This window comes from Cyanobacterium sp. uoEpiScrs1 (genome assembly GCF_947331815.1).
Taxonomy (GTDB): domain Bacteria; phylum Cyanobacteriota; class Cyanobacteriia; order Cyanobacteriales; family Microcystaceae; genus Rippkaea.
Genome location: NZ_OX373462.1, coordinates 1,743,079 through 1,764,883 on the forward strand (window position 1 = coordinate 1,743,079; position 21,805 = coordinate 1,764,883).

The window sequence follows — 21,805 nt, forward strand, 5'->3', positions numbered from 1 at the left end:
CTGTCAGGATTAACTACTGACATGGAATTGACTTATTTAACTGCCGCCGCCCTATTTATTATTGGGTTGAAACAACTGGGATCTCCGGCAACTGCCCGTCGGGGCAATATTATTGCTTCTGTGGGAATGCTTCTGGCTATTGTTGCTACCATGATCAATCAATCAGTGGTTAACTATCAAATGATTTTGAGCAGTATGGTAATTGGTGCCCTTATTGGAGGGATTACTGCCCAGAAAGTTGCTATGACAGCTATGCCCCAAATGGTAGGTATTTTTAACGGGTTAGGGGGGGCAGCAAGCGCCTTAGTTGCCGTTGGAGAATTTTGGCGTTTGTTAGAAAATGGAGAAAATATACCTATCGATGCGACTATTGTAGCAATTCTAGGGGTTTTTATTGGCGGTATTACCCTAACTGGAAGTCTGCTAGCTTTTGGTAAACTACAAGGGCTGGTTAGTGGTTCTCCTATTACTTTCCCATTACAACAGCCATTTAATATTCTGTTGTTTCTTGGCTTTATCGTCGGTAGTGTTTATCTATTCTTAGAGCCCACCAATATTCCTATTTTCTTGGGACTAGTAATAGTTTCGCTTATTTTTGGCGTATTATTTGTTCTCCCCATTGGTGGCGGTGATATGCCTGTGGTTATTTCTCTCTTAAACTCCTTTTCTGGTTTAGCTGCAAGTGCTGCGGGGTTTATTTTAATAAACAATATGCTAATCATTGCGGGGGCATTAGTGGGAGCATCAGGGATTATTTTAACGGAAATTATGTGTAAAGCCATGAATCGTTCTCTGTTAAGCGTTCTTTTCGGTGCATTTGGTGGTAATACAACTACTTTCAGTGGAAATTCGGAGGAAATAACTGATAAGACTGTTCACTCCATCGATCCTGAAGAGGGAGCAATGATGTTAGGATACGCTCGTTCAGTAGTTATTGTTCCTGGCTATGGAATGGCAGTAGCGCAAGCACAACATACTGTGCGCGAATTGGCTAATCAACTTGAAAAAATGGGTGTAGAGGTTAAATATGCTATTCATCCTGTTGCCGGAAGAATGCCTGGTCATATGAACGTGTTGTTAGCTGAAGCAAATGTCCCCTACAATCAACTTTATGACATGGAAGACATTAATCCTGAATTTGATACCACCGATGTTGCCTTGGTAATTGGAGCAAATGATGTGGTTAATCCTGCTGCAAAAAGCGATCAAGACAGTCCTATCTTTGGAATGCCTATTCTTGAAGTGGATAAAGCTCATCATACTATCGTCATTAAGCGCGGTTTAAGCACTGGGTTTGCTGGAGTAGATAATCAACTTTTCTACGAAGATAAAACCATGATGCTTTTTGGCAACGCACAAGATATGCTATCCCAGTTAGTTGCTCAAGTAAAGCAACTATAAACTGTTTTCATTGTTCGGTGAACAGTTGTTAATTTTGAATTTTGGGACTGTTCACTGTATTTCTGAACCAAGAAATAGTTAATAGGGAACATTAAATAAGTTGAAGACAAATACTTAGTGGTAGTTTAACTTCAAGGAATATTAATTATTCCCCATATTTCTTAAAGTTACCAGTTAACTACATTCCCCCTTAAGGAAGAGGTCATCTTAATTAGTCTAAAATCTATAATTATTATCTTAAAATATATTTCCACAAACCACATTTAGTATGCTGGTTTATTTGACCCGTACCTCATAACTTGCAACTAATAATCTCTTCTGAGCATATGACAAATCTAAATCCTAATTCAAGTTATAGTCTATCTTTAACCATTGAACTTCCAAACATACCAGGAACTCTTTCCAATGTTACTCAGGCAATTGCTGGAGCGGGAGGAAGTTTTGAACAAATTTTTTTAATTAAACATACTCGTACAATCACCCAAAGAGAAATTACGGTAGATGCTTCAAGTGAAGGACACGCTGAGGAAATCGTGGCAGCAGTTCGAGAAATTCCTAACGTTAAAATCCTCAAAGTTTCTGATCGCACATTTGATCTTCATAGCAAAGGAAAAATTACAGTCACAAGTCGTATTTCTATAAAGTCCAAAGCTGAATTGGCTATGGCATATACTCCAGGAGTCGGACGTATCTGTAACGCTATTACCCGTGATTACTCTCAAGTGTTTAATCTAACTATTAAGCAGAACACCGTGGCAGTTGTCACTGATGGGAGCGCTGTCCTAGGATTAGGAAATTTAGGTCCAGAAGCTGCTCTTCCTGTCATGGAAGGAAAAGCAATGTTATTTAAAGAATTTGCTGACATTAATGCTTTCCCCATCTGTTTAGCTACACAGGATACTGAAGAAATTATTGAAACCGTTAAACGTATTATTCCAGTGTTTGGGGGAGTCAATTTAGAAGATATTGCTGCCCCTCGTTGTTTTGAAATTGAACGAAGGCTGCGACAAGAATTGGAGGTTCCAATCTTCCATGATGATCAGCATGGAACTGCTATCGTTAGTCTAGCGGCATTAATCAATGCTCTCAAAATAGTCAAGAAGTCCCTAGAAACAGTACGAATTGTAATTAATGGGGCCGGAGCGGCAGGGATAGCAATCGCAGCTTTATTACGCACTGCCGGAGCTACAACTATTTTATTATGTGATTCTAAAGGACTTATTTCTCATTCTCGTACTGATTTAACTCCTCAAAAACAGGAATTTGCAGTTGATATCAGTGGTTCTTTAGTAGATGCTATGCAAGGGGCTGATGTATTCTTGGGCGTGAGTGCACCAGGGGTAGTGACGCCAGAAATGATCAAATCTATGTCCAGTGAACCCATTGTATTTGCTATGGCGAACCCCATTCCAGAAATTCAACCAGAATTAGTAAATGATGATGTAGCAGTAATGGCTACTGGACGCAGTGATTACCCCAATCAAATTAACAACGTATTAGCTTTCCCTGGAATTTTTCGTGGAGCCTTAGATTCTCACGCTAAAACTATTACTGAGTATATGTGTTTAGAAGCAGCTAAAGCAATTGCATCCCTAGTAAATACTAGTCAACTTGAGCGTGAATATATTATTCCCTCGGTGTTTGATGAAAGAGTTTGCCAAGCAGTTGCAAAGGCAGTTTGTCGTGCAGCTCGTCAGGATAAGATAATTTCTGAATAATTATTGAAAAATGTAGGGGATAATTACAATATTCGGTTTCCCCTATAGCTTAGGGTTGTTTTGCTTCATTTTAGTAGTTATTTTTATAAAATTACCGAAATTATGGAAATTTAATATATTAAAAGCATAGGCAAACCCTATTGGACTTAATTGAAGAACTTGCTGCAGATATAACTGTCATCATTAGATATAACTGTTATCATTATATTCTTGATAATGACTCTTATTGTATATTTATTTTTATTATCTTTTAAGATACTATTTATATTTTAGTGCAACTATATTTAAAACATAAGTGTTGGGTATTTTAAGCTAAATTAAGGGTAGTGAATAGTTACTATCCTAGGTAACTATTAGAATCAAGACTAAAAGAATTATTTATAATCAAATATATAGAATATTAACTTACTTTTTTAACTAATACTTTAATCACCCTAATGTTCAATATTAAGAGTTTTATTAAGTTGATCATAAACTGTTTTAATAGAAATATACTAGATTAATTAATCTTGTTGATTTAAATCTAGAATGCCGATATTTTTTGATATTTAAAACACATAGCAATCTATTTAAAAACTGTTAAATTATTGAGTGTACTGTTTTATTTTAAAAAATGTTAATATATAGTTGTATAGACTAACTTAGTAGTAAACATGCTAATTTTTCTAAATATTTATTAGGAAGTATAGATTTAATTATAAAAGTTTTTAATTACTCAGCAATGATTATTATTTCAATAAAATCATAAATATATTTATAGATCGAAATTAACTATAAAGAAATATAAACAGTAATAGTTTTTATCGTTTTTATAGTTTATGTTTATTAACATAAAGTTCTTTATATCTAAATAAATAACACAAAACTCAATTGAATGTGAGATAAAGTCATCTATCATTCATTGTGGGGATAAAATAAAATACAATTAGAGATTAACTTATTACTGTCGATATACTAGTCCGTATTAAGAATTCTTATAAAATTGATAAATATGAGAGTAGACAAAAAACGATAATACATCAACAATGTTCAATAAACCATTAAGCATACGATTATGACATGTCATGATATTCCAGAGGCTTTGAGAGAAACTTCTACCAGTAAAGTCAAGATACGATCAAAACAAAAACTTTTAACACAAGGTATCCTGGGGACAGGAATTGCCCTAATTTTAGGAGGAGTTTTCTTTATGCGTCTAATATTATCGCCATCAACTACATCCTCGCCCTCTTTAACTTCTGTTAAGATTTCTTCTTCTCCTACATCGATTCCGGTAGTCAATTCTTCTTCCGAGCCATTAGAAAATGTTTTTGGACATTTAGAATATAAACAGGCTCCTATATCAACATTAAAAGCAGTTACTTCTGATGGACGTATTAGATTACGCCGTAATGCAGCCGAGCGATTTATGGAGATGCAAAAGGCAGCGCAATATCAAGGAGTTATTTTGATTCCTATTTCAGGATTTAGAACAATTTCTGAACAAAATCACTTATTTTTTGAAATTCAACGACAAAGGAACCAAAATCCTAGTAAACGTGCTGAAGTAAGTGCACCCCCCAACTATAGTGAGCATCATACTGGATATGCAGTAGATATTGGCGATGCTAAAACTCCTGCTACCCATTTAAGCCTCAATTTTGAGGAAACAACCGCTTTTAGCTGGCTAAAAAATAATGCTGCTAAGTACAGTTTTGAGTTATCTTTTCCACCAAATAATCCCCAAGGTATTAGTTATGAACCCTGGCACTGGCGGTATGTGGGAGATCAGGAAAGTCTAGAGACTTTTTACAAAGCTAGAAAGTTACAAAAAATTCCTTCTAACTAAAAGATAAAAAATATGAATAATCGTAGTTTATCAGACAATAATACTGATTTTTATAGAAAAGAATGGTGGGTAGAACGTTGGTTAGAATTGCTAGATTCTTATAGATTTAAAAAGCGATTAGAACGGGCAAGAATTTATGCAAGAGAAGGAAATATTTTAAGTATTAAATTTCAAAATACTAAAGTATTTGCAAAAGTGCAGGGTAGTGATATTAATCCATATCAAGTGTCACTTTCATTGGTTCCTTTTACTGACAAAGATTGGGATTATATTGTTGAAAGTTTATCTGAAAAAGCAATTTTTTCAGCCCAATTATTAGCCGGAAAAATGCCAGAAGATATCGAGGAAGTTTTTATTAAAAATGGACTTAGCATCTTTCCTTTTGCCTTATCTGATATTAATTCTTCTTGTAGTTGTCCAGACAAAGCCAATCCTTGTAAACATATTGGGGCAGTTTATTATCAATTAGCTGAATATCTTAGTGAAGATCCTTTTACCATCTTTAAATTAAGAGGACGAACACAAGAGCAAATTCTTGACGCTTTACGTCAATTACGTATTCAGAAACTTAGTCAACAAAAATTTAAAAACCTAACGCAAAATCAAAATAACTTAGTGGGAATCATAGACAAATCAAATCGTCAAGTAGAAGAATCTAAAACCTTAGATCTTACTAAATTTTGGCGGTATAAAGAAGGATTAGATCCATCGCTAATCGTTATTACTCCTCCATCTGATGATCAAACAGTGTTAGATATCTTAGGAAGAATTACATTAACTTATGAAGAAGCACGAATTGCACAACAGTATCTACAGCAAGTTTATAGAAAAATAAGTCAATATGCAGTAATGGAAGCATTGAATAGGGAAAGCTGAATATAGATAGCAGTTTACAAACTGATCAGGTAAAATACTTGTTTTTTAACATAAACAACTAATAATATATAGTACTTATCACAAAAATAAAAAAATTACTCAAACTATTCAAAATAGTTTGAGTAAAATATTTTAAATGTTTATAATTTATAGATAATCTAGAATAGAAAAATAATTGAATATAGTAAAAAAATATTAAATTATAATTTATAGGCGCTTCTTAGATTTATGACGGTTAATAACCAAGAGAGCCGGTAGGTTTAGTCTAATATTTTAATGATAAAAATACTGTATTTTTTTGATTTTAATGATCAATAATATATTCTAATCTATTCAATGTATGCAGAAAATGTACAAAATATTACTAATATTATTTTATTTAGCTTAAATACAAAAATAATAAAATATAAAAATTTAGCAAATGTCATTGTAACTTAAGCTAAAGACAATCAGATAAAAACTAGATATCAGCTTAACTTGAATATCTCCCGATAATGAGAATCTTACGAAAAATCTGTAACTATACATTAGTTTAACTTTATCAGAATCTTCTGTTTTATCCTAATGCTCAGATAATAAGTATTATTTATGAAGAAAGTTACAGCAAAAAACTTAAATAATTTGTTTTAATTAATAGCGTAATAGTCTAAGAAGATTTTTATTTATTTACCTGAGATTTAGGGTTAAGTATTTTTTAGTTGTCATTCTTAATAGTTTTATGGATAAGGATATTATCAAAAGTAGGTGCATTAAATAGTTAGTCTAAATTTGGATACTAATATATTTCTATCTTAGTATTACCAGCAATTCTATTATACTTACTATGTAAACATATTATGTTTTTATAAAATTTACTATATCTTTAATCAAAGTAAATTAGAATAGAAAGAAATCAAAAACTATTACTTATTAGTAAAATTTAATCCATAGATATTTTTTGTTTTTTTTTAAAAAAGTTTATAATCAACTCAATGAATCAATTTAACTCGCTTAATTATTTTCTCTACACAAAAATATCGTCTCTACTTCTTTATCAATCAGTTTTTGAAAGTGAAGTTAGTCAAACTTTTATTTCCCTGTTAGATACCTTATGTGTTAAAAATAAAAACACCTTAGGTCTAGAGCCTTTAAAATCCTATGGATTTTTTTTTAAAGCTTTAGCAAAAACTGGTAAAAGCTGGCAAGATTACTTAATTAATGAAATTTTACTTAATGAAAATCCTTTCAGCAAGCAGGTACAATCAATTGCTTTTAAGGAACTACCTCAATCTCTGATTAATGCAGTTAAACATGATCTAAAGATTTTGCAGATTATTTCCGATTGTACAACTAAACAAATTGCTGAATTGGTAAAAAGCTCTACATTAATAGACTATCTTCCTTTGGATTGGGAAGTAAAAAGTATTGATAACACTTTCTTACATCGATCTAATGATTGGCAAAATACAATAGAAGAATTAGCTAATTATTATTGCCAACAAGGAACAGGTATTCATACTAAATATAAGGCGTTAAAATGGAAAGAAAAACAATTAATAGGAATTAAAAATCCAGATCCGATTAACTTAACTGAAATCGTTGGCTATGATCTACAAAAAGAGACGCTAATTAAAAATACAGAAATTCTACTAGCTGGACATACTGCTCTTAATATTTTATTATATGGAAGTCGAGGATCTGGTAAGTCATCCTTGGTTAAAGGATTACTTACCAGATATAGTGATCAGGGGTTGAGATTAGTAGAAGTAAGTAAACATCAATTAAGTAACTTACCTTTAATATCTAATAAATTACGAGATTGTCCTCAGAAATTTATTATTTTTGTCGATGATTTATCTTTTGAAGAACACGACGATTCTTTCAAATCATTAAAGGTTGTCTTAGAAGGAAGTTTAACTGCTAGAGCAAACAATGTTGTAGTTTATGCTACTTCTAATAGGAAACACTTAATCAAAGAATTCTTTAGTGATCGTCCCCAACCTAGTGAATATGACGAAGTCCATGTTTGGGATACTATGCAAGAGAAATTATCTTTTAGTGATCGCTTTGGTTTAACCTTAACTTTTCAACCGGCAAATCAAGAGAAGTATCTTATGATTGTTAACCATCTAGCCCAACAAGTACAACTAAACTTACCTCAAAAAGAATTGGAATTTAGGGCAAAACAATGGGCAATTAAGCACAATGGACTTTCAGGAAGGACTGCCCGACAATTTATCTATTTTTTACAAGGAGAATTAAAGATTAATAATTAATGTCATTAAACAAGTAATTGCCAATTTACATAGTGTCTAAATCCATTTTTCTAGTTTTAATAAAAACTGTGGTAGCAATCTTCAAATTTGTATATAGTGCTCTATGTACTATCTAGTTAGCATAAAAATCAATACTAATTTATTAAACGAGAAAATATAATTTTTACTTAAATAATCTTATTGTTTGTTAAATTGCTTATTAGGAGTAACCCCAATTTAAATTTAATCAACGATTAGAGAAACTGTTTACTAACTGGTTTGTATTAGAATTAAATGTATCTAATTACGATTTTATAAAACTGGAAGTAATATATTATGGTCTATCCTAATGTTAGGTATAGACCTATTTTGAGAATAAATAGTATAATTTTGATATTATAAATATATATTGACTATGTTAGTTCTTGACAAAGAATATAGTGTACTGAATTTATTAGTCAATTTAATAGTTATTTCAGGGTTAAGCTAATATTATATATACTTTATACTTTAAATCTAAAATCAATAGTTGAGTTTAATTTAGTTTCTGTACAAGCTTTCCCTCTGAAAAGAAAATGATATTCCTATTAAGAGATAAATTATTATAATTATGTTAATAATATGTAATTAGTTTTAATAAACTAAAGAATTCAATCAAAATAGATACTTGTAATTTTTGTCAAAACTTTTAATAATGTAATTATACTTAAGTATAAATTTATGGATATAAAAAAGAAAAAAATTACAATATTTTTTATGTAAAAAACACAAAAACAAATAATAGTTTATGATTTTAACAAACTATTGTTATGGTAGCTATGTTGTCTCAATAGTCTATTTAAATACATAAAAATAGTATATATTGATATTTAACAAAGGATGCTAGTAAATAATAAATAAGAGATTACTTATAGAAAAATAGTTTTACTTAACAAAAAATATGTTATACTTTAAAAGTTTATGTAGATAGAGTACAAAACTTGAGGAACTGATAATATTAAAGCCTACTTAGATATACCACACTTTTATATCTAATTTTTATTGAAACGATTTGAATTATTTATATATGATTCATCACTGTGTTAGAATAACTAAATAAAAATTAAATCCTGGAAAATTTAGCAACAATTAAGAGGAATATTTTATTCATTTAGACACTTGCTACATCATATCTAATCTATTTTTACTTTTCTATAATAGATAAATTAATAATTTTTCTTACTTATTAAGTATGAAATATAAGTATTAACACCATAATTATTTCTAAATACTTATATATTTATAGATTATCTACAAACTAATAGAATAATAAATAACTATATAAATACATTGTATTTATATAGTTATTTATGTTTAAACTTTATTGAAATCAACTAACTAAAAATTAAAAGATTTACAAACTTTAAGACTAGTTTATTTTAGAGGTTTAAACAAAATAATTGACTTAATAATTGACAAAAATATACTATCAAGATAATAAATAATAAACAATACATACTAATCAACAAAGATAGGAAATAAAAAAGTTACAACAGACTATAATTACCACTTAAATTTTGATTGTAGTCTGTTCTCTATTCTATTTTCTAAGGGAAAATTATAACATATGCTTCTGTAAATTATATTTTCTATAGTTTGTAAATCAGTGTACTATTCTCTAGTAAATATCTTTTAAAATATCTTGAATTATAATAAATTATTAATCCCTAAAGTTATGATCCTATCTACTAAAATAGATAGGATCATATAAAAACAAATTTTATAGTTTTGATCAGGGAAAGAATCAATACCAACTAAACAACAAATATGCAACAATTTGATCTAACACAATTATCATTTATTGTTGTTAAAGCCAATTTTTTTTAGTCTACAAGTACTCTATATTTTATCGCCTAGTGACATAAAGACAATATATTTACCAGGGAGAATAGTTGCCGTTCAAGGAATATATAAAGAGATAAGAAAAGAGTATTATGAACATTTAAATATATTGCCATAACTAATCTTATTAGAACAAAAAATAAGACTAAAATATTAGTTAATGTCGTTAGGAAGATTCCATTTGTACTTTTGCTCTTGCAATAGCTTGGCTAATTTGGTTAAAACCAGTTCCACCATAGCTGTTGCGAACTGCTACAACCTGTTTAGGGGTAATTACCTCGTAAATATCAGCTTCAAATAAAGGATGTAAATCTTGCCATTCCTCTAGAGGTAAATCTTTAAGAAGCCTACCCGATGCCAGACTAGTTTTAACCAACTTTCCTACTAAGTTATAAGCCTCCCGAAAAGGAACTCCGCGGACAGCTAAATAATCGGCTACGTCTGTCGCACTGGAAAAGTCCTCAGTTACTGCCTGGTTTAAACGTTCTTGACGAAACTCAATTCCCTCTTCCAAAAAGATTATCATAGCTTCTAAACAGCTTTTAATCGTTGCTACTCCGTCAAAAATAGCTTCTTTATCTTCTTGAAGATCCTTATTATAGGCTAGCGGTAACCCTTTCATTAAAACTAGCATTCCTTGTAGATGTCCAAAGACCCGTCCAGCTTTTCCTCGGACTAATTCAGGGACATCAGGATTTTTCTTTTGGGGCATAATACTTGACCCCGTGGCACAGCTATCAGTGAGGCTTATGAACTTAAATTCATCGGAAGCCCAAAGGATCATTTCTTCACTTATACGGCTAAGATGAACCATAATCAAACTAGCAGCATTAAGAAACTCGACAGCAAAATCGCGATCACTAACTCCATCTAAACTATTGCGAGACACTCCTTCAAATCCTAATAATTTGGCACTATAATGGCGATCAATGGGAAACGTTGTTCCTGCTAATGCACCACAGCCTAAAGGAGAAATATTTGTCCTAGCATAAATTTCTCCCAACCGTTCCCAGTCTCTCTGTGCCATTTCGAAATAGGCTAGTAGATAGTGAGCTAAACTGATTGGTTGCGCACGTTGTAGATGAGTATAAGCCGGAATAATAGTTTTTACATGATTTTGAGCATGATCAAGTAATACTTGTTGAAAACTCCGCAATTGTCTCCGAATTTGATCAATCTGCTCTCTTAGGTAAAGACGAATATCAGTTCCTACTTGGTCATTGCGAGATCTTGCTGTGTGGAGTTTTTTGCCGACATCTCCCACAATTTCTATTAAACGTCTTTCTACCGCTAAATGAATATCTTCTTGGTCAATTCCAGGAGTAAATTCTCCATTATGATATTCCTGACGGATTTGTTCTAATCCTTGTATTAATTGTTGTGCCTCACCCTCGGTAATAATTTCTGTATAGGCCAACATTTTGGCATGAGCAATAGAACCTGTTAAATCATATTCAAGTAATTTGATATCAAAGCCAATACTGGCATTAAATCGAGCAATGGAAGGGTGAAGATTACTTTCAAAACGCTCACTCCATTTTTTCTGTTTGGTCATAATAACCCCCTAGGTAAAATAAATAAAAAATTATCATCAGAAGTAATTAGGTTAAACTTCAATAGGTCATAAATTTTGAACCTAATATGTTGTACTTTATAAATTAAATATTGTTCAATTTTTGATAGCAAATATCAGCATTTTTAAAATTTTTAATAACCGAACAGTTTAATTTAACGTGGACCAGATAAAATATAAAAATATGGTTGTTTTCTCAATATCTTAATTAGGATGGTAGTTATCCAGAATAATGACCATCAATAACTAAGACTACAATGATTGTGTAAAAACAGCAAGAGGTGAAGGCATATTTACATTTTGACTCTTTACATAGAGAGAATGTTTTCATGATGACTGGCAATCAATCTATCAGTCAAGTTTGAGTTAACTAAACAACAAACACTTTGACTTATTAAATGTATAATTAGAGAGGTATTTTTGAGTTAATCGTTAGTTATTTAAATGCAAAAATACTGATAAAATAGAATCTTATTAATCATATAAACTGATTTCTACTTCACGTTCTATAGAATAGAATGTAGTAGGATACTAAGAGTCTAAATAATTTACTAATTAAATTTCATTCAAAATTTTATAGTCATATGTATTATCTATAATTAACTTAAAAACTAACGGTTAACGGCTTGCCGGTGTAAATGGATACAAAAAGTCCCAACAAAAATTAATATATATTGTCGAGCTATTATTTATTTAACAATATATTTCTACCTAACTTACATTAGTTTAAGTAGTTGGTATATGGACGGATACAGATTATTATGCAAGTAACATTACATTGAAGATATTATCTCTTAATCGTAGTAGTTTTAAACAGCATTGCTAAAAAATGTCCTATAAATGGAACCTACTCCAATAATTTAACTTGCATAACTATCAAAGTCATATCATCACTGTTGTTATTTTCTATCCCAATAAACTGCTCAACCGCTTCAAACAAATAATTAAGAATGGTTTGGGGACTATCACACTTGTGGCAAGCCGATTGAAAAGCAGCAATTAAATTGTCTTCATCAAAGCGCTCACCCTTTAGGTTAACTGCGTCAGTTAGTCCATCGGTGTAATAAAGAACAATATCTCCTGGAGTTAACTGAACTCGTCCATCCCCATACTCAGAAGTAGGATCTAATCCAATTAACATTCCTTCAGTATCAAGTCGTTCAATCTCTTGTGTAGCGAACTGCCATCTTAGAGGTGGATTATGGGCTGCATTACTAAAAGAGAGAACACAAGTTTTAGGATCATATTCTGAATAAAAAAGTGTGACAAACCGATGAGAGTTCTCTAAATCAGCATACATTACTCTGTTGAGATGTTGGAGAATTTGTCCAGGGGAGTTACGGTTTAATACTTCTGCCCTAAGCATTCCTCTTGTCATGGTCATGATTAACCCTGCTGGAACTCCTTTTCCCATCACATCACCAATGACAATACTCCAAGGGACGCAATGAGCTGATGTTTGCCCTTTGCTGTCTTGATCCTGAAGGAGTTGATCATAGTTGGTAGGGATAAAATCATAATAGTCACCCCCAACCCGATTAGCAGTTTGACAATGGGCAGCTAACTTTACGCCATGAATGTTTGGGTATTTACGTGGCAGTAAACGTAATTGAATTTCAGAAGCAATTTCCAGTTCACGATCCTGTCTTTCTTTAGAGCGTAATTCTACTGTTAGTTCATTATTTGCAATAGCAACAGCTGTTTGATCAGCCACCAATTGGAGTAATTTCCGTCGGGTTTGAGTCCAAATATATTGAGGATTAGCACTGAAGACATAAAGTCGCCCCCGTTCCATATTTTTGATTAAAATTGGCGTATTATACAGACGAATTTTTGTTCCCACTCCATGACGAATTTGTTCGTCTAAGGAAACCGCAAGGGTACGAGTAACTGAGGCATTACTGTTGGCTTGACGAATGACACGCGTCAGTACTTCTTGAATTTCTAACTCGATTTGATGGTTTTGACAATGTAACTGTTCTAAAGAGACTTGACCATTTGCTTTATAGAGAATCAAAGCACCTGCATCAGCATCAGTCACCCGTGCTGTCATCAACGGGGTAAGTTCTAAAAATTGATTGAGATTATTAAAACTTCGTAGGGCAAATCCTAGGGAGCTTAATAAATTTTGAATTCTATTTTGCTCCCGATAAAGACTAGCAACGAGCTCTTTCAGTGCGAAAACAGGAGTGGTATCAGTTTTGAGACCACAGTTTGGTGTATTTTGAGCAAAAGGAGGCTGGCGGTGAATAGGCACAGCAGTCATGACATCAGATGGTAAAGGGAACAAGTTTTTTAATCCTAGACCCTAAGCGTTGAGGAAGAGTAATTGTCTAGTAAGGCAGTCTATCTTGAATGCGCTAGGCTTGAAATATTAATTTTGTGAGTTGAGGACAACTTTAACCATAATTATGACTGGTTAATCATAACCTTAATCCGTTAGATTGCCAATCAATATATTAAAAAGATTTTATTATAAGTTTCTCCATGAACAAAAAATCCCAGAAACTTTCTCCTGGGACTTAAATATAGAGAATAAATATTTAGAAACCGGAGTAGGTTATTGAAAATTTTAGTATTTCTTCAAGATTAAAATTTTGCTCCGATTTCTCATCTATTGTCAGGTTATTATCATTTAATTAGATTGTTGTCATTAGCCTACGGAGACAAATCATTTTGTTCAGACTGATTTCTGTCATCAGTTTGTAGTAGGTTCATTAAGTTTTCTTCAGGTCCCTCTGCATCTATAAAACTGGAAAATAGTTCATTAGAGTCGTAGGATTTCTCTTTAGTTTCCGACTCAAAGAAATCGACAAGAGGACTTTGGCTATCTTTCGAGAAAGCCTCTGATAAATCTTCGGTTATATCTTCATCAGTGGGTAACATCTCAAAAAAGTCTAAATCATCCGATTTTTTTTGTTGAAACAAGTTAGAAGCCTTTTTTTTAGTTCCTGTTTCGCTCTTATCTAATGACAGAGTTTCAGATGTTTCATGGATAAAAGTTTCTGATTTAGATTTGTTATCATGACTTATCTCAGTAAAGTCTGACAGTTCTTTTGTTGACTGCAATTCCTCTGTATTAGAGATTGATGTGACTTCTTCCAATAAATTTTCTGAATCTAGCTCCTCAGAAGTTTCATAGTCTTTCCACCTATCGAAATCAAAATCTTGTTCATCATGAGCTCTTTCTAACTCATTAATGGCCTGCTGATGAGCTTGCTGTTGTTCTTGTAGTTGCGTTTGATAAGTTTGCTCAATTTGTTGAATATGTGCTTGATTGGTTTCCGAAACCGGAGCAAATTTTTGCACTTGTTGCAATGTCTGTTCCAGTTGAACTTTATAAGTTTGTTCTAGTTCCTCAAATTGAGTTTGATAAGTTTGTCTAATATCTTGAATTCGTTGTTCATTTTGCTCTAATTCAGTCAATTTAATTTTAGCCTGAGATAATTCTTCCGATTGTTCTTGATAGGATTGTTCGATTGCTTGTATTTGAATTTGATAGGATTGTTCAATCTCTTGCATCTGCAATGGAGATTTTCTTAGTTGTTGGATTTCTTGTTCTTGTTGTTGCTGAAGTACTTCAGCTTCCTTTAAGGCTTTTGTACTTCTGTCCAACTGAGCTTCAAGTTTGCGCTCTTTAGAGGAGGTTGACAGAAAAACACCGACAACTCCTCCGACAATTAAACCTACAATAATACCAATCGCAATACTCATTGTTGTCTCCAAAATAAGGGGGATTAATTTCTAATATGCCCAGAAATTTTATCTAAATCAATAAGTTACTACTTCTGGAACAGCCTAGTTTTCAATAAACTTTGACAATAGCTCCTAATATTTCCATAATCTCGGATATTAAACTTTCCATTAGCCTATCTGTAATGAAAGTTTTCATATTAACTTTAAAACTATTGATTATGAAATGAAGCAAGTAGAAAATACAAAAGTAAATCAGTTTATGATAAGCTTTTAACAATTAGCTGTGTTCAAATTTCTATTTTAATGACTATATTTTAGATAAAGAATTAGGCTGAAACTAACAAGATATGTACACCACTCAGGTTTTTAGTTCTCGATAAGCAGTGTAAACACCACACACATTATACCAATTTAAAAATATTCGAGCGATTTCTAAAGCGAGTTGAGGTTTTCCTTGATTAATTAACCACTGTAAAATAGGTGCAAGTGTACGTTCATTAAGACTACCTCCTAAAGATAAAGATCCCCATAATAAACAATGTAACCAGGTCATTTGGATCATCAATCTAACCTCCCAAGTGGGATGTTTTTGGTAAAAAAGAATTCCCATCTTTCCTCGTTGAATTTCTTTGTCGATTAGTTCAGGTATTTGATCTAAATTAAAAGATGGATGCCAATGATAACCAACAGCTTCGGGACACTTAATTAACTTTAGTCCTATTTTTTTTAGTCTTACTCCTAATTCTAAATCCTCCCATCCGTAGAGCTGAAATCTTGTATCAAAAACTCCTACTTTTTCTAACCATTTACGGGCAATTGCTACATTGCCCGTAGCAAAATATGCTGCAGAGAAATCAGTGATTTTATGAGGTTCTGAGGTAGGGTAATCAAAGTTACAAGTGTTAATCACCGCACCGTAAGTAAAAAATTTATTGTTTCCTAATTTTTTTTCTCCTTTAGTTAAGGCATTTGCATGCGATTGAATAAATGTTTCAGTTACAACAAGATCACTATCAATGAAAATAATTGTATCACCTCTAGCTTTTTCTACTCCTAAATTTCTTGCTGCAGCAGGACCTAGATGATTTTGAGTAAAAAGACGCACATGAGGAAATTCTATGGTGCTTTTTGTTAGCCATTCTAGGGTATTATCTGTCGAGCCATCGTCAACTAATATAACTTCATAGCCACTTACTATATCATCAATTAATTGTTGATTTTCTAAAGCTCTTAGACATTTTTCTAAGATAGGTTTGCGATTATAGGTGGGGACAACAATGCTAAAAAACACGGTTTTTCCTGGAGAATAAGGTTTAATCAATAGTCTAACGGATTTTCTTTAACAGTTGCTCAATTTATTCAGCACCTATGCCATAGCTTAGTAACACTAAGGGAATTTTGGATCGTAGATAGCTGATTGGCATAGTTTAAATTAATAATAATACAAGTATAACTTAGTTTGAACTATCTATTTTATGTATTAATTTCTTGTTTCATTAGATCCAATTATTTTATGTATAAAATTTATATCTTGTTATCTTTGATTTTTATAAATAAATATTTGTGTATTTGATATAATTATTTGATAGAAAATACAAGATTTATACCAAATAATTAGTTTTATATTTAAAAATATAAAACTATAAAAAAATATTTGTTTTTTAATTTTTTATCTATTTTGATTTAGTTCTTCAAATACAGACTGACATAGTAGTTACAAATAATTGCCTATAAAATAGTAGACTTAAGCGCTGATTATTTAATTTAAACAATAGCTTTATATGAGTTGATAATTTTCAAATTAAATTGACTATATTTTTTAATTATAGAAAACTAAATTAAACTTATTTTCTAGCTGATTTATTCCCCTAAATTAGTTAGAAAATAAGTTTATGGATTATTATTAGTAACTTTTAACCTGTTAGAAAAGTTTTATAGTAAACGATAAAATAGAGAATCTGTATCAATTGTAGATTAGGGTTCAAAGGTTTTTAATCACCCTCAACGCTTCTATACTAAAAATAATAGTGTTAAAAAACTATCCTAGTACGTTAATAATTCTTTAATAGACAACATGCGATTTACTGATAATTCCCACTCCCAGTCCAGATGGCAAACCCCCTCGTTTGGCGATAGTTATGGTTTTTACTATACAAGACAAAAACAAACTAATCGTACTATTGGACAAAAACGTCAACCTTGGCTAATCATGATTTTGATTAGTTTAATTTTATTAGGGGGAATTGGCTCACGCCTTGTTTATCTACAACTTTTAAAAGGGGAAGTTTACCGAGAAAAAGCTGAAAATAATCGTATTCGTATTATACCTAAACCTCCTGTAAGAGGTAATATTTTTGACCGTAAAGGTAGAATCTTAGCCTCAACCCGCTTAACCCATGCTGCCTATCTTTGGCCTATTGTTATAAGAGAATCTAACTGGGAAAAAAATTTACGTTACCTATCCCAACTTTTATCTATTTCAGAAGATGATATTGAACAAAAGATTAAACAAGCAGGCTATAATTCCCCTACTCTTATCCGTATTGCCCGTAGTCTTAACCCTGCTCAAATTACTGCTCTAGAAGAGTTTAAAAGTGAACTTAATGGACTTGAAGTCGATATTGAAAGTGTACGAGACTATCCTAATCAAGACCTGGCAGCTCACGTCTTAGGATACACTGGAGAACTTAATGCTGAGCAGTTATCTAAACGTCGTTCTGAGGGATACCGCTTAGGAGATATTGTAGGCAAAACGGGAGTGGAAGCAGCTTATGAACAACAGCTACGAGGGGAATGGGGAGGCTTACAGCTAGAAGTAGACGGCGCAGGAAAAGTTGTGAAAGTCTTGGGGCAAAAAATTAGAAAGACAGGAAAAGATGTTACTCTTACTCTGGATATAGACGTACAGAAAGCAGCAGAAGACGCTCTAGGCAAACGGAAAGGGGCTATTGTAGCTATAGATCCAAGAGACGGGGGCATCTTAGCAATGGTTAGTTATCCGCGTTTTAACCCCAATGTTTTCTCTAGCCAAATTACTCCTGAAACTTGGGAAAAATGGCGTCGTCAAGGAGATCCTTTTGTTAATCGCGCCTTACGAGGGTTTCCTCCTGCTTCTCTTTTTAAGATAGTTACAGCGACTGCTGGAATGGAAACAGAGAAATATCCCCCTGATACAGTTCTAAATACTTTTGCTTATCTCAATGTTGGGGGAACGGCCTTTGGGGAATGGAACCGGGCTGGATTCGGACCTATAGGCTATGTTCGTGCGATGGCTTGGAGTAGTAATACCTTTCATGGACAGATTGCCCGTGGAGTAGGAGGTCCAACCTTAATTAAATGGGCGCGCAACTATGGTTTTGGAAATAAAACTGGCATTGAGTTAAAAGAGGAGGCACGAGGATTAATTGCGGATGATACCTGGAAACGAAATAATTACAGCTGGGGATGGACTGATGGGGATACAGTGAATATGTCTATTGGACAAGGATTCACCCAGGCGACCCCTTTACAAGTAGCTATCATGTTTGCTGTTCCCGCTAATGATGGCTACCGAGTTAAACCCCATTTCCTAATGGCAGACGGAGATGTTAGTAAATGGCGAACATCTATGAATCTTAAAGCTAGTACCATTAAAACCCTAAAACAAGGATTAAGAGCAGTCGTTTTAAGTGGAACTGGAAAAGCTTTAAATTCACCAAACTTACCACCTGTGGCCGGAAAAACTGGTACTGCAGAGGCTCCTCCGGGAAAAGTTCATGCCTGGTTTGGAGGATATGCCCCCTATGATCAACCAGAAATTGTAGTAGTGGCTTTTGCTGAGCATTCCGGTGGAGGTGGAGGATCGGTAGCTGCTCCCATGGTGCGTCAGGTCATGGAAGCTCACTTTAAAAATAAAAAATAATTGTTGTCAAGATTATCTCCTAAGAAGTGAAATCAATATTAAATTTTTCAAGGTGTTTCCTATTTAGTCTATTTATTAGTTTCTTTTTAATAAACAATATATATTTTATTGTTTATTCCAAAAATTATATTCACCCTAAACTGGTGGCTGATTCATTATGACTAAGTTCAGAAAATACAAAATTTTTCCTTAAAAAAGTATTATTTATTGAAAATTTAGTCTAGTTAATTTTAGTAACTTTATAATTTATGCACAGTATAATAGTATTTATTTTTAAGTATAAATAACTAAAATTAACTAAGGAGTAACTCATATTTATATTGGACTAAACTCATTTATAAATAAGTATATATTTAAATCAAATTAATATAGATTTGTACTAGATTTTTATAAACAAATATGATTTGAGAAAAAGATTTATTTAGGGTTCTAAATACGATCCAAACTCGAACAGTAAACGGACAATCTCCATCATTTTAATTTCATAACAGTGAACGTTAATGATAAGCTTTTACCACTCAACTCAATGATCATGGTTTCTATAGTAAACACGAAAGTCAATCTATTGACTCCTAAGTTTAAAGTTGCCCTTGGCTTTCTATTATTTGAAAATAACTTGTTAAATAGTACTGAATATTAATAAATTCTTATACCAGAGCCGGAATATTTCGCAAAAATGATGTGATTATTAATTACAAAAATAATATGAATCTTTCCTCATTCTTGGATTAAGTTAAATAAACAAGTATTATTGATACTTTCATACTTGATATTTTTTTTTAACTCTGATATTTAAGGAGTAATTCCTTACTCAGAACGTTGAAAAATTTATCTCATAATTAAAAGTTAAGTTTAATAGTATTAATTACTAAAAATTAATGATTATAAATTAAACAAGAGACAATTAATTAAAAATCTATATATGGTTGAGTAGTTTTTGGTTTTTTAAATAATTGACATTAAATAGGCTTGATACAGTTTAGATCAAGCCTATTTAATGCCAATTATTAACAGGTATTCCTGCTCGCCACAAACCTAATAGTATTTTAGCTAACTTACTTAAAATTGATTTTTACCATCTATCTATTGATATTGATGACAATAAATTACTTAAGCTTTAACTATTTCCTCTGTGTTAGTTTCAGTTAATTTTTGTGCTAAATTAACTTTTACTGCTCGGAACATCCCAAATCGACAAAGGCTACTACCAAAAGCAAGACGCATCAATAACAAAGTAGGGACTTCCCTCAGGGATTTAATAAACCCTGATAAACCAAAACGGATTAACCCTTTAGGTCGAACAACTCCTTGCCTAATAGAATCAAACCAAGAAGGAAGAGTTTCTTGTGTCCAATCTGCTGTCATCACTTGTCCTTTTACTAATCCTGTTTCCATTAATAGTTCCGAAAATTCTTCAATACTACAAAACGCGGGATGAGACCATTGATCTAAAAGTTGACGCATTACAAGTTTTTCCCAAAAATTCAGGGACTTTTGACGATCATCTCTTTTATTCCAATCAGCTATAATCAACAAGCCATCAGGTTTCAATACTCTCATCATTTCCTGGGCATATTTAGCTTTATCTACCATATGTGGACCTGCTTCAATAGACCACACCACATCGAAACTATTATCAGGGAAAGAGAGGGCTAAGGCATCGTCTACTTGGAATTTAACATTGATGCCCTCAGGAGTTAATTCCTGGGCGCGTTTAACTTGTTGGGAACTGATAGTAATCCCTGTTACATCAAACCCATAATCTTTAGAGAGAATAAAACTGCTTCCGCCAATACCACAGCCTACATCCAAAATGGTAGTGCCATGAGGTAATTTGTCTATGCCCCCCCATTTGATCATTTCATTAACAAAGTCAGATTTGGCCGTCAAGAAATTTTTCTTTCGAGGCGGCGAACCATAATACCCTAAATGGATATGTTTACCCCAATAAAACTCTAAGATACCGTCTTGAGTCCATTCATCGTAGGAGTTAGCAACTGTGTCGGAGGACTGATAACGACGAGGGGTCATTAAATAGAGTAAAATCCCTATCGCTAGCAAAATCAGTAGAAATACCAAAAGGTAATATAGGTCCATTAGTTCTAATACCATAACTCCATTTAAATTAGTGGTCCTACTATATCAAGTTATAAAATTTACTGTTATTTTTTGCTAAAATTCCTAATGATCGTACATAAATTGAGAATAATCATATCAACTTATATTCCAGAGCTTCAAGTAATCATTACGAAAAGTACGTCAATAGAATTAGGCAGAATAAACTTATCCAACTAATTTTATACTCCTATTTTAGGAAAATAATCTATTTAAGTTTAACAAAGTTAAAATAGATTATCAAAAGATAAAAAAATGAATTAGTAAAAATCAATTATTAGTTATGCCATAAGAAATAGAGGTAATTAGTATTTATTTAAAACCAGATTGAACATCTATATGAATAAAACCTTAATCTTTTAAAAGAAGTAAATGTAATCGAATATATTTGAGCTAAAAAGGGAATATATTACATATGGAGTATTTTAAGATAATTTTAAAAAAAGGTTAGTCCGAAAAAAATACTGAACTAATAAATAGCCACAATAAAAATAATTAATTGCACTTACTACATATTTTAGTTCTTGTTTTGATAATAGACAAAATTCAGTTAACAAATAATAAATGTAACTAACCAGCACA

At 32.2% G+C, this 21,805-nt stretch carries 11 protein-coding genes; 6 read left to right on the top strand and 5 right to left on the bottom strand.

The window, feature by feature from the left end:
* Nucleotides 1-21 precede the first annotated feature (21 nt).
* The 5 genes from OXU93_RS06075 to OXU93_RS06095 all read left to right on the top strand — a co-directional run bounded on the left by OXU93_RS06075 (nucleotide 22) and on the right by OXU93_RS06095 (nucleotide 8,078).
* Entirely contained in the window at nucleotides 22-1,401 is a 1,380-nt protein-coding gene (locus OXU93_RS06075; protein WP_416378795.1) for an NAD(P)(+) transhydrogenase (Re/Si-specific) subunit beta, read from the top strand.
* A 326-nt stretch (nucleotides 1,402-1,727) separates the two neighbouring features.
* Nucleotides 1,728-3,119 carry a malic enzyme-like NAD(P)-binding protein gene (locus tag OXU93_RS06080; protein ID WP_267383274.1) on the top strand — a complete coding sequence of 464 codons (1,392 nt, stop codon included), beginning with the start codon at nucleotides 1,728-1,730 and terminating at the stop codon, nucleotides 3,117-3,119.
* A gap of 1,054 nt (nucleotides 3,120-4,173) precedes the next feature.
* A complete protein-coding gene (locus OXU93_RS06085) occupies nucleotides 4,174-4,947 on the top strand; it encodes a M15 family metallopeptidase (RefSeq protein ID WP_267383275.1) in 774 nt (257 codons plus the stop codon).
* Nucleotides 4,948-4,959: 12 nt separating this feature from the next.
* The gene (locus OXU93_RS06090; protein WP_267383277.1) at nucleotides 4,960-5,823 is read left to right on the top strand and encodes an SWIM zinc finger family protein; all 864 of its coding nucleotides are present in this window, start codon (nucleotides 4,960-4,962) and stop codon (nucleotides 5,821-5,823) included.
* 971 nt (nucleotides 5,824-6,794) lie between these two features.
* Nucleotides 6,795-8,078 carry an ATP-binding protein gene (locus tag OXU93_RS06095; RefSeq protein ID WP_267383278.1) on the top strand — a complete coding sequence of 428 codons (1,284 nt, stop codon included), beginning with the start codon at nucleotides 6,795-6,797 and terminating at the stop codon, nucleotides 8,076-8,078.
* A gap of 2,026 nt (nucleotides 8,079-10,104) precedes the next feature.
* Here OXU93_RS06095 and argH read toward each other — a convergent pair.
* The 4 genes from argH to OXU93_RS06115 form a co-directional block, all read right to left on the bottom strand.
* On the bottom strand, nucleotides 10,105-11,493 hold the full coding sequence (argH, locus tag OXU93_RS06100) for an argininosuccinate lyase (RefSeq protein ID WP_267383279.1): 1,389 nt from the start codon (nucleotides 11,491-11,493) through the stop codon (nucleotides 10,105-10,107).
* 865 nt (nucleotides 11,494-12,358) lie between these two features.
* Nucleotides 12,359-13,777 (bottom strand): PP2C family protein-serine/threonine phosphatase, encoded by a 1,419-nt coding sequence (locus tag OXU93_RS06105; protein WP_267383281.1) that lies wholly within the window; start codon nucleotides 13,775-13,777, stop codon nucleotides 12,359-12,361.
* A gap of 392 nt (nucleotides 13,778-14,169) precedes the next feature.
* Nucleotides 14,170-15,225: a hypothetical protein gene (locus OXU93_RS06110; protein WP_267383282.1), complete on the bottom strand. Its 1,056-nt coding sequence runs from the start codon at nucleotides 15,223-15,225 to the stop codon at nucleotides 14,170-14,172.
* Nucleotides 15,226-15,565: 340 nt separating this feature from the next.
* Nucleotides 15,566-16,498 (bottom strand): glycosyltransferase family 2 protein, encoded by a 933-nt coding sequence (locus tag OXU93_RS06115; protein WP_267384827.1) that lies wholly within the window; start codon nucleotides 16,496-16,498, stop codon nucleotides 15,566-15,568.
* Nucleotides 16,499-17,281: 783 nt separating this feature from the next.
* On the opposite strand from OXU93_RS06115, the gene mrdA reads away from it, so the two are divergent.
* A complete protein-coding gene (gene mrdA / locus OXU93_RS06120) occupies nucleotides 17,282-19,108 on the top strand; it encodes a penicillin-binding protein 2 (RefSeq protein WP_267383283.1) in 1,827 nt (608 codons plus the stop codon).
* Nucleotides 19,109-20,218: 1,110 nt separating this feature from the next.
* Here the strand turns inward: mrdA and OXU93_RS06125 are convergent.
* The gene (locus tag OXU93_RS06125; protein ID WP_267383284.1) at nucleotides 20,219-21,205 is read right to left on the bottom strand and encodes a methyltransferase domain-containing protein; all 987 of its coding nucleotides are present in this window, start codon (nucleotides 21,203-21,205) and stop codon (nucleotides 20,219-20,221) included.
* Between the last annotated feature and the right edge of the window lie 600 nt (nucleotides 21,206-21,805).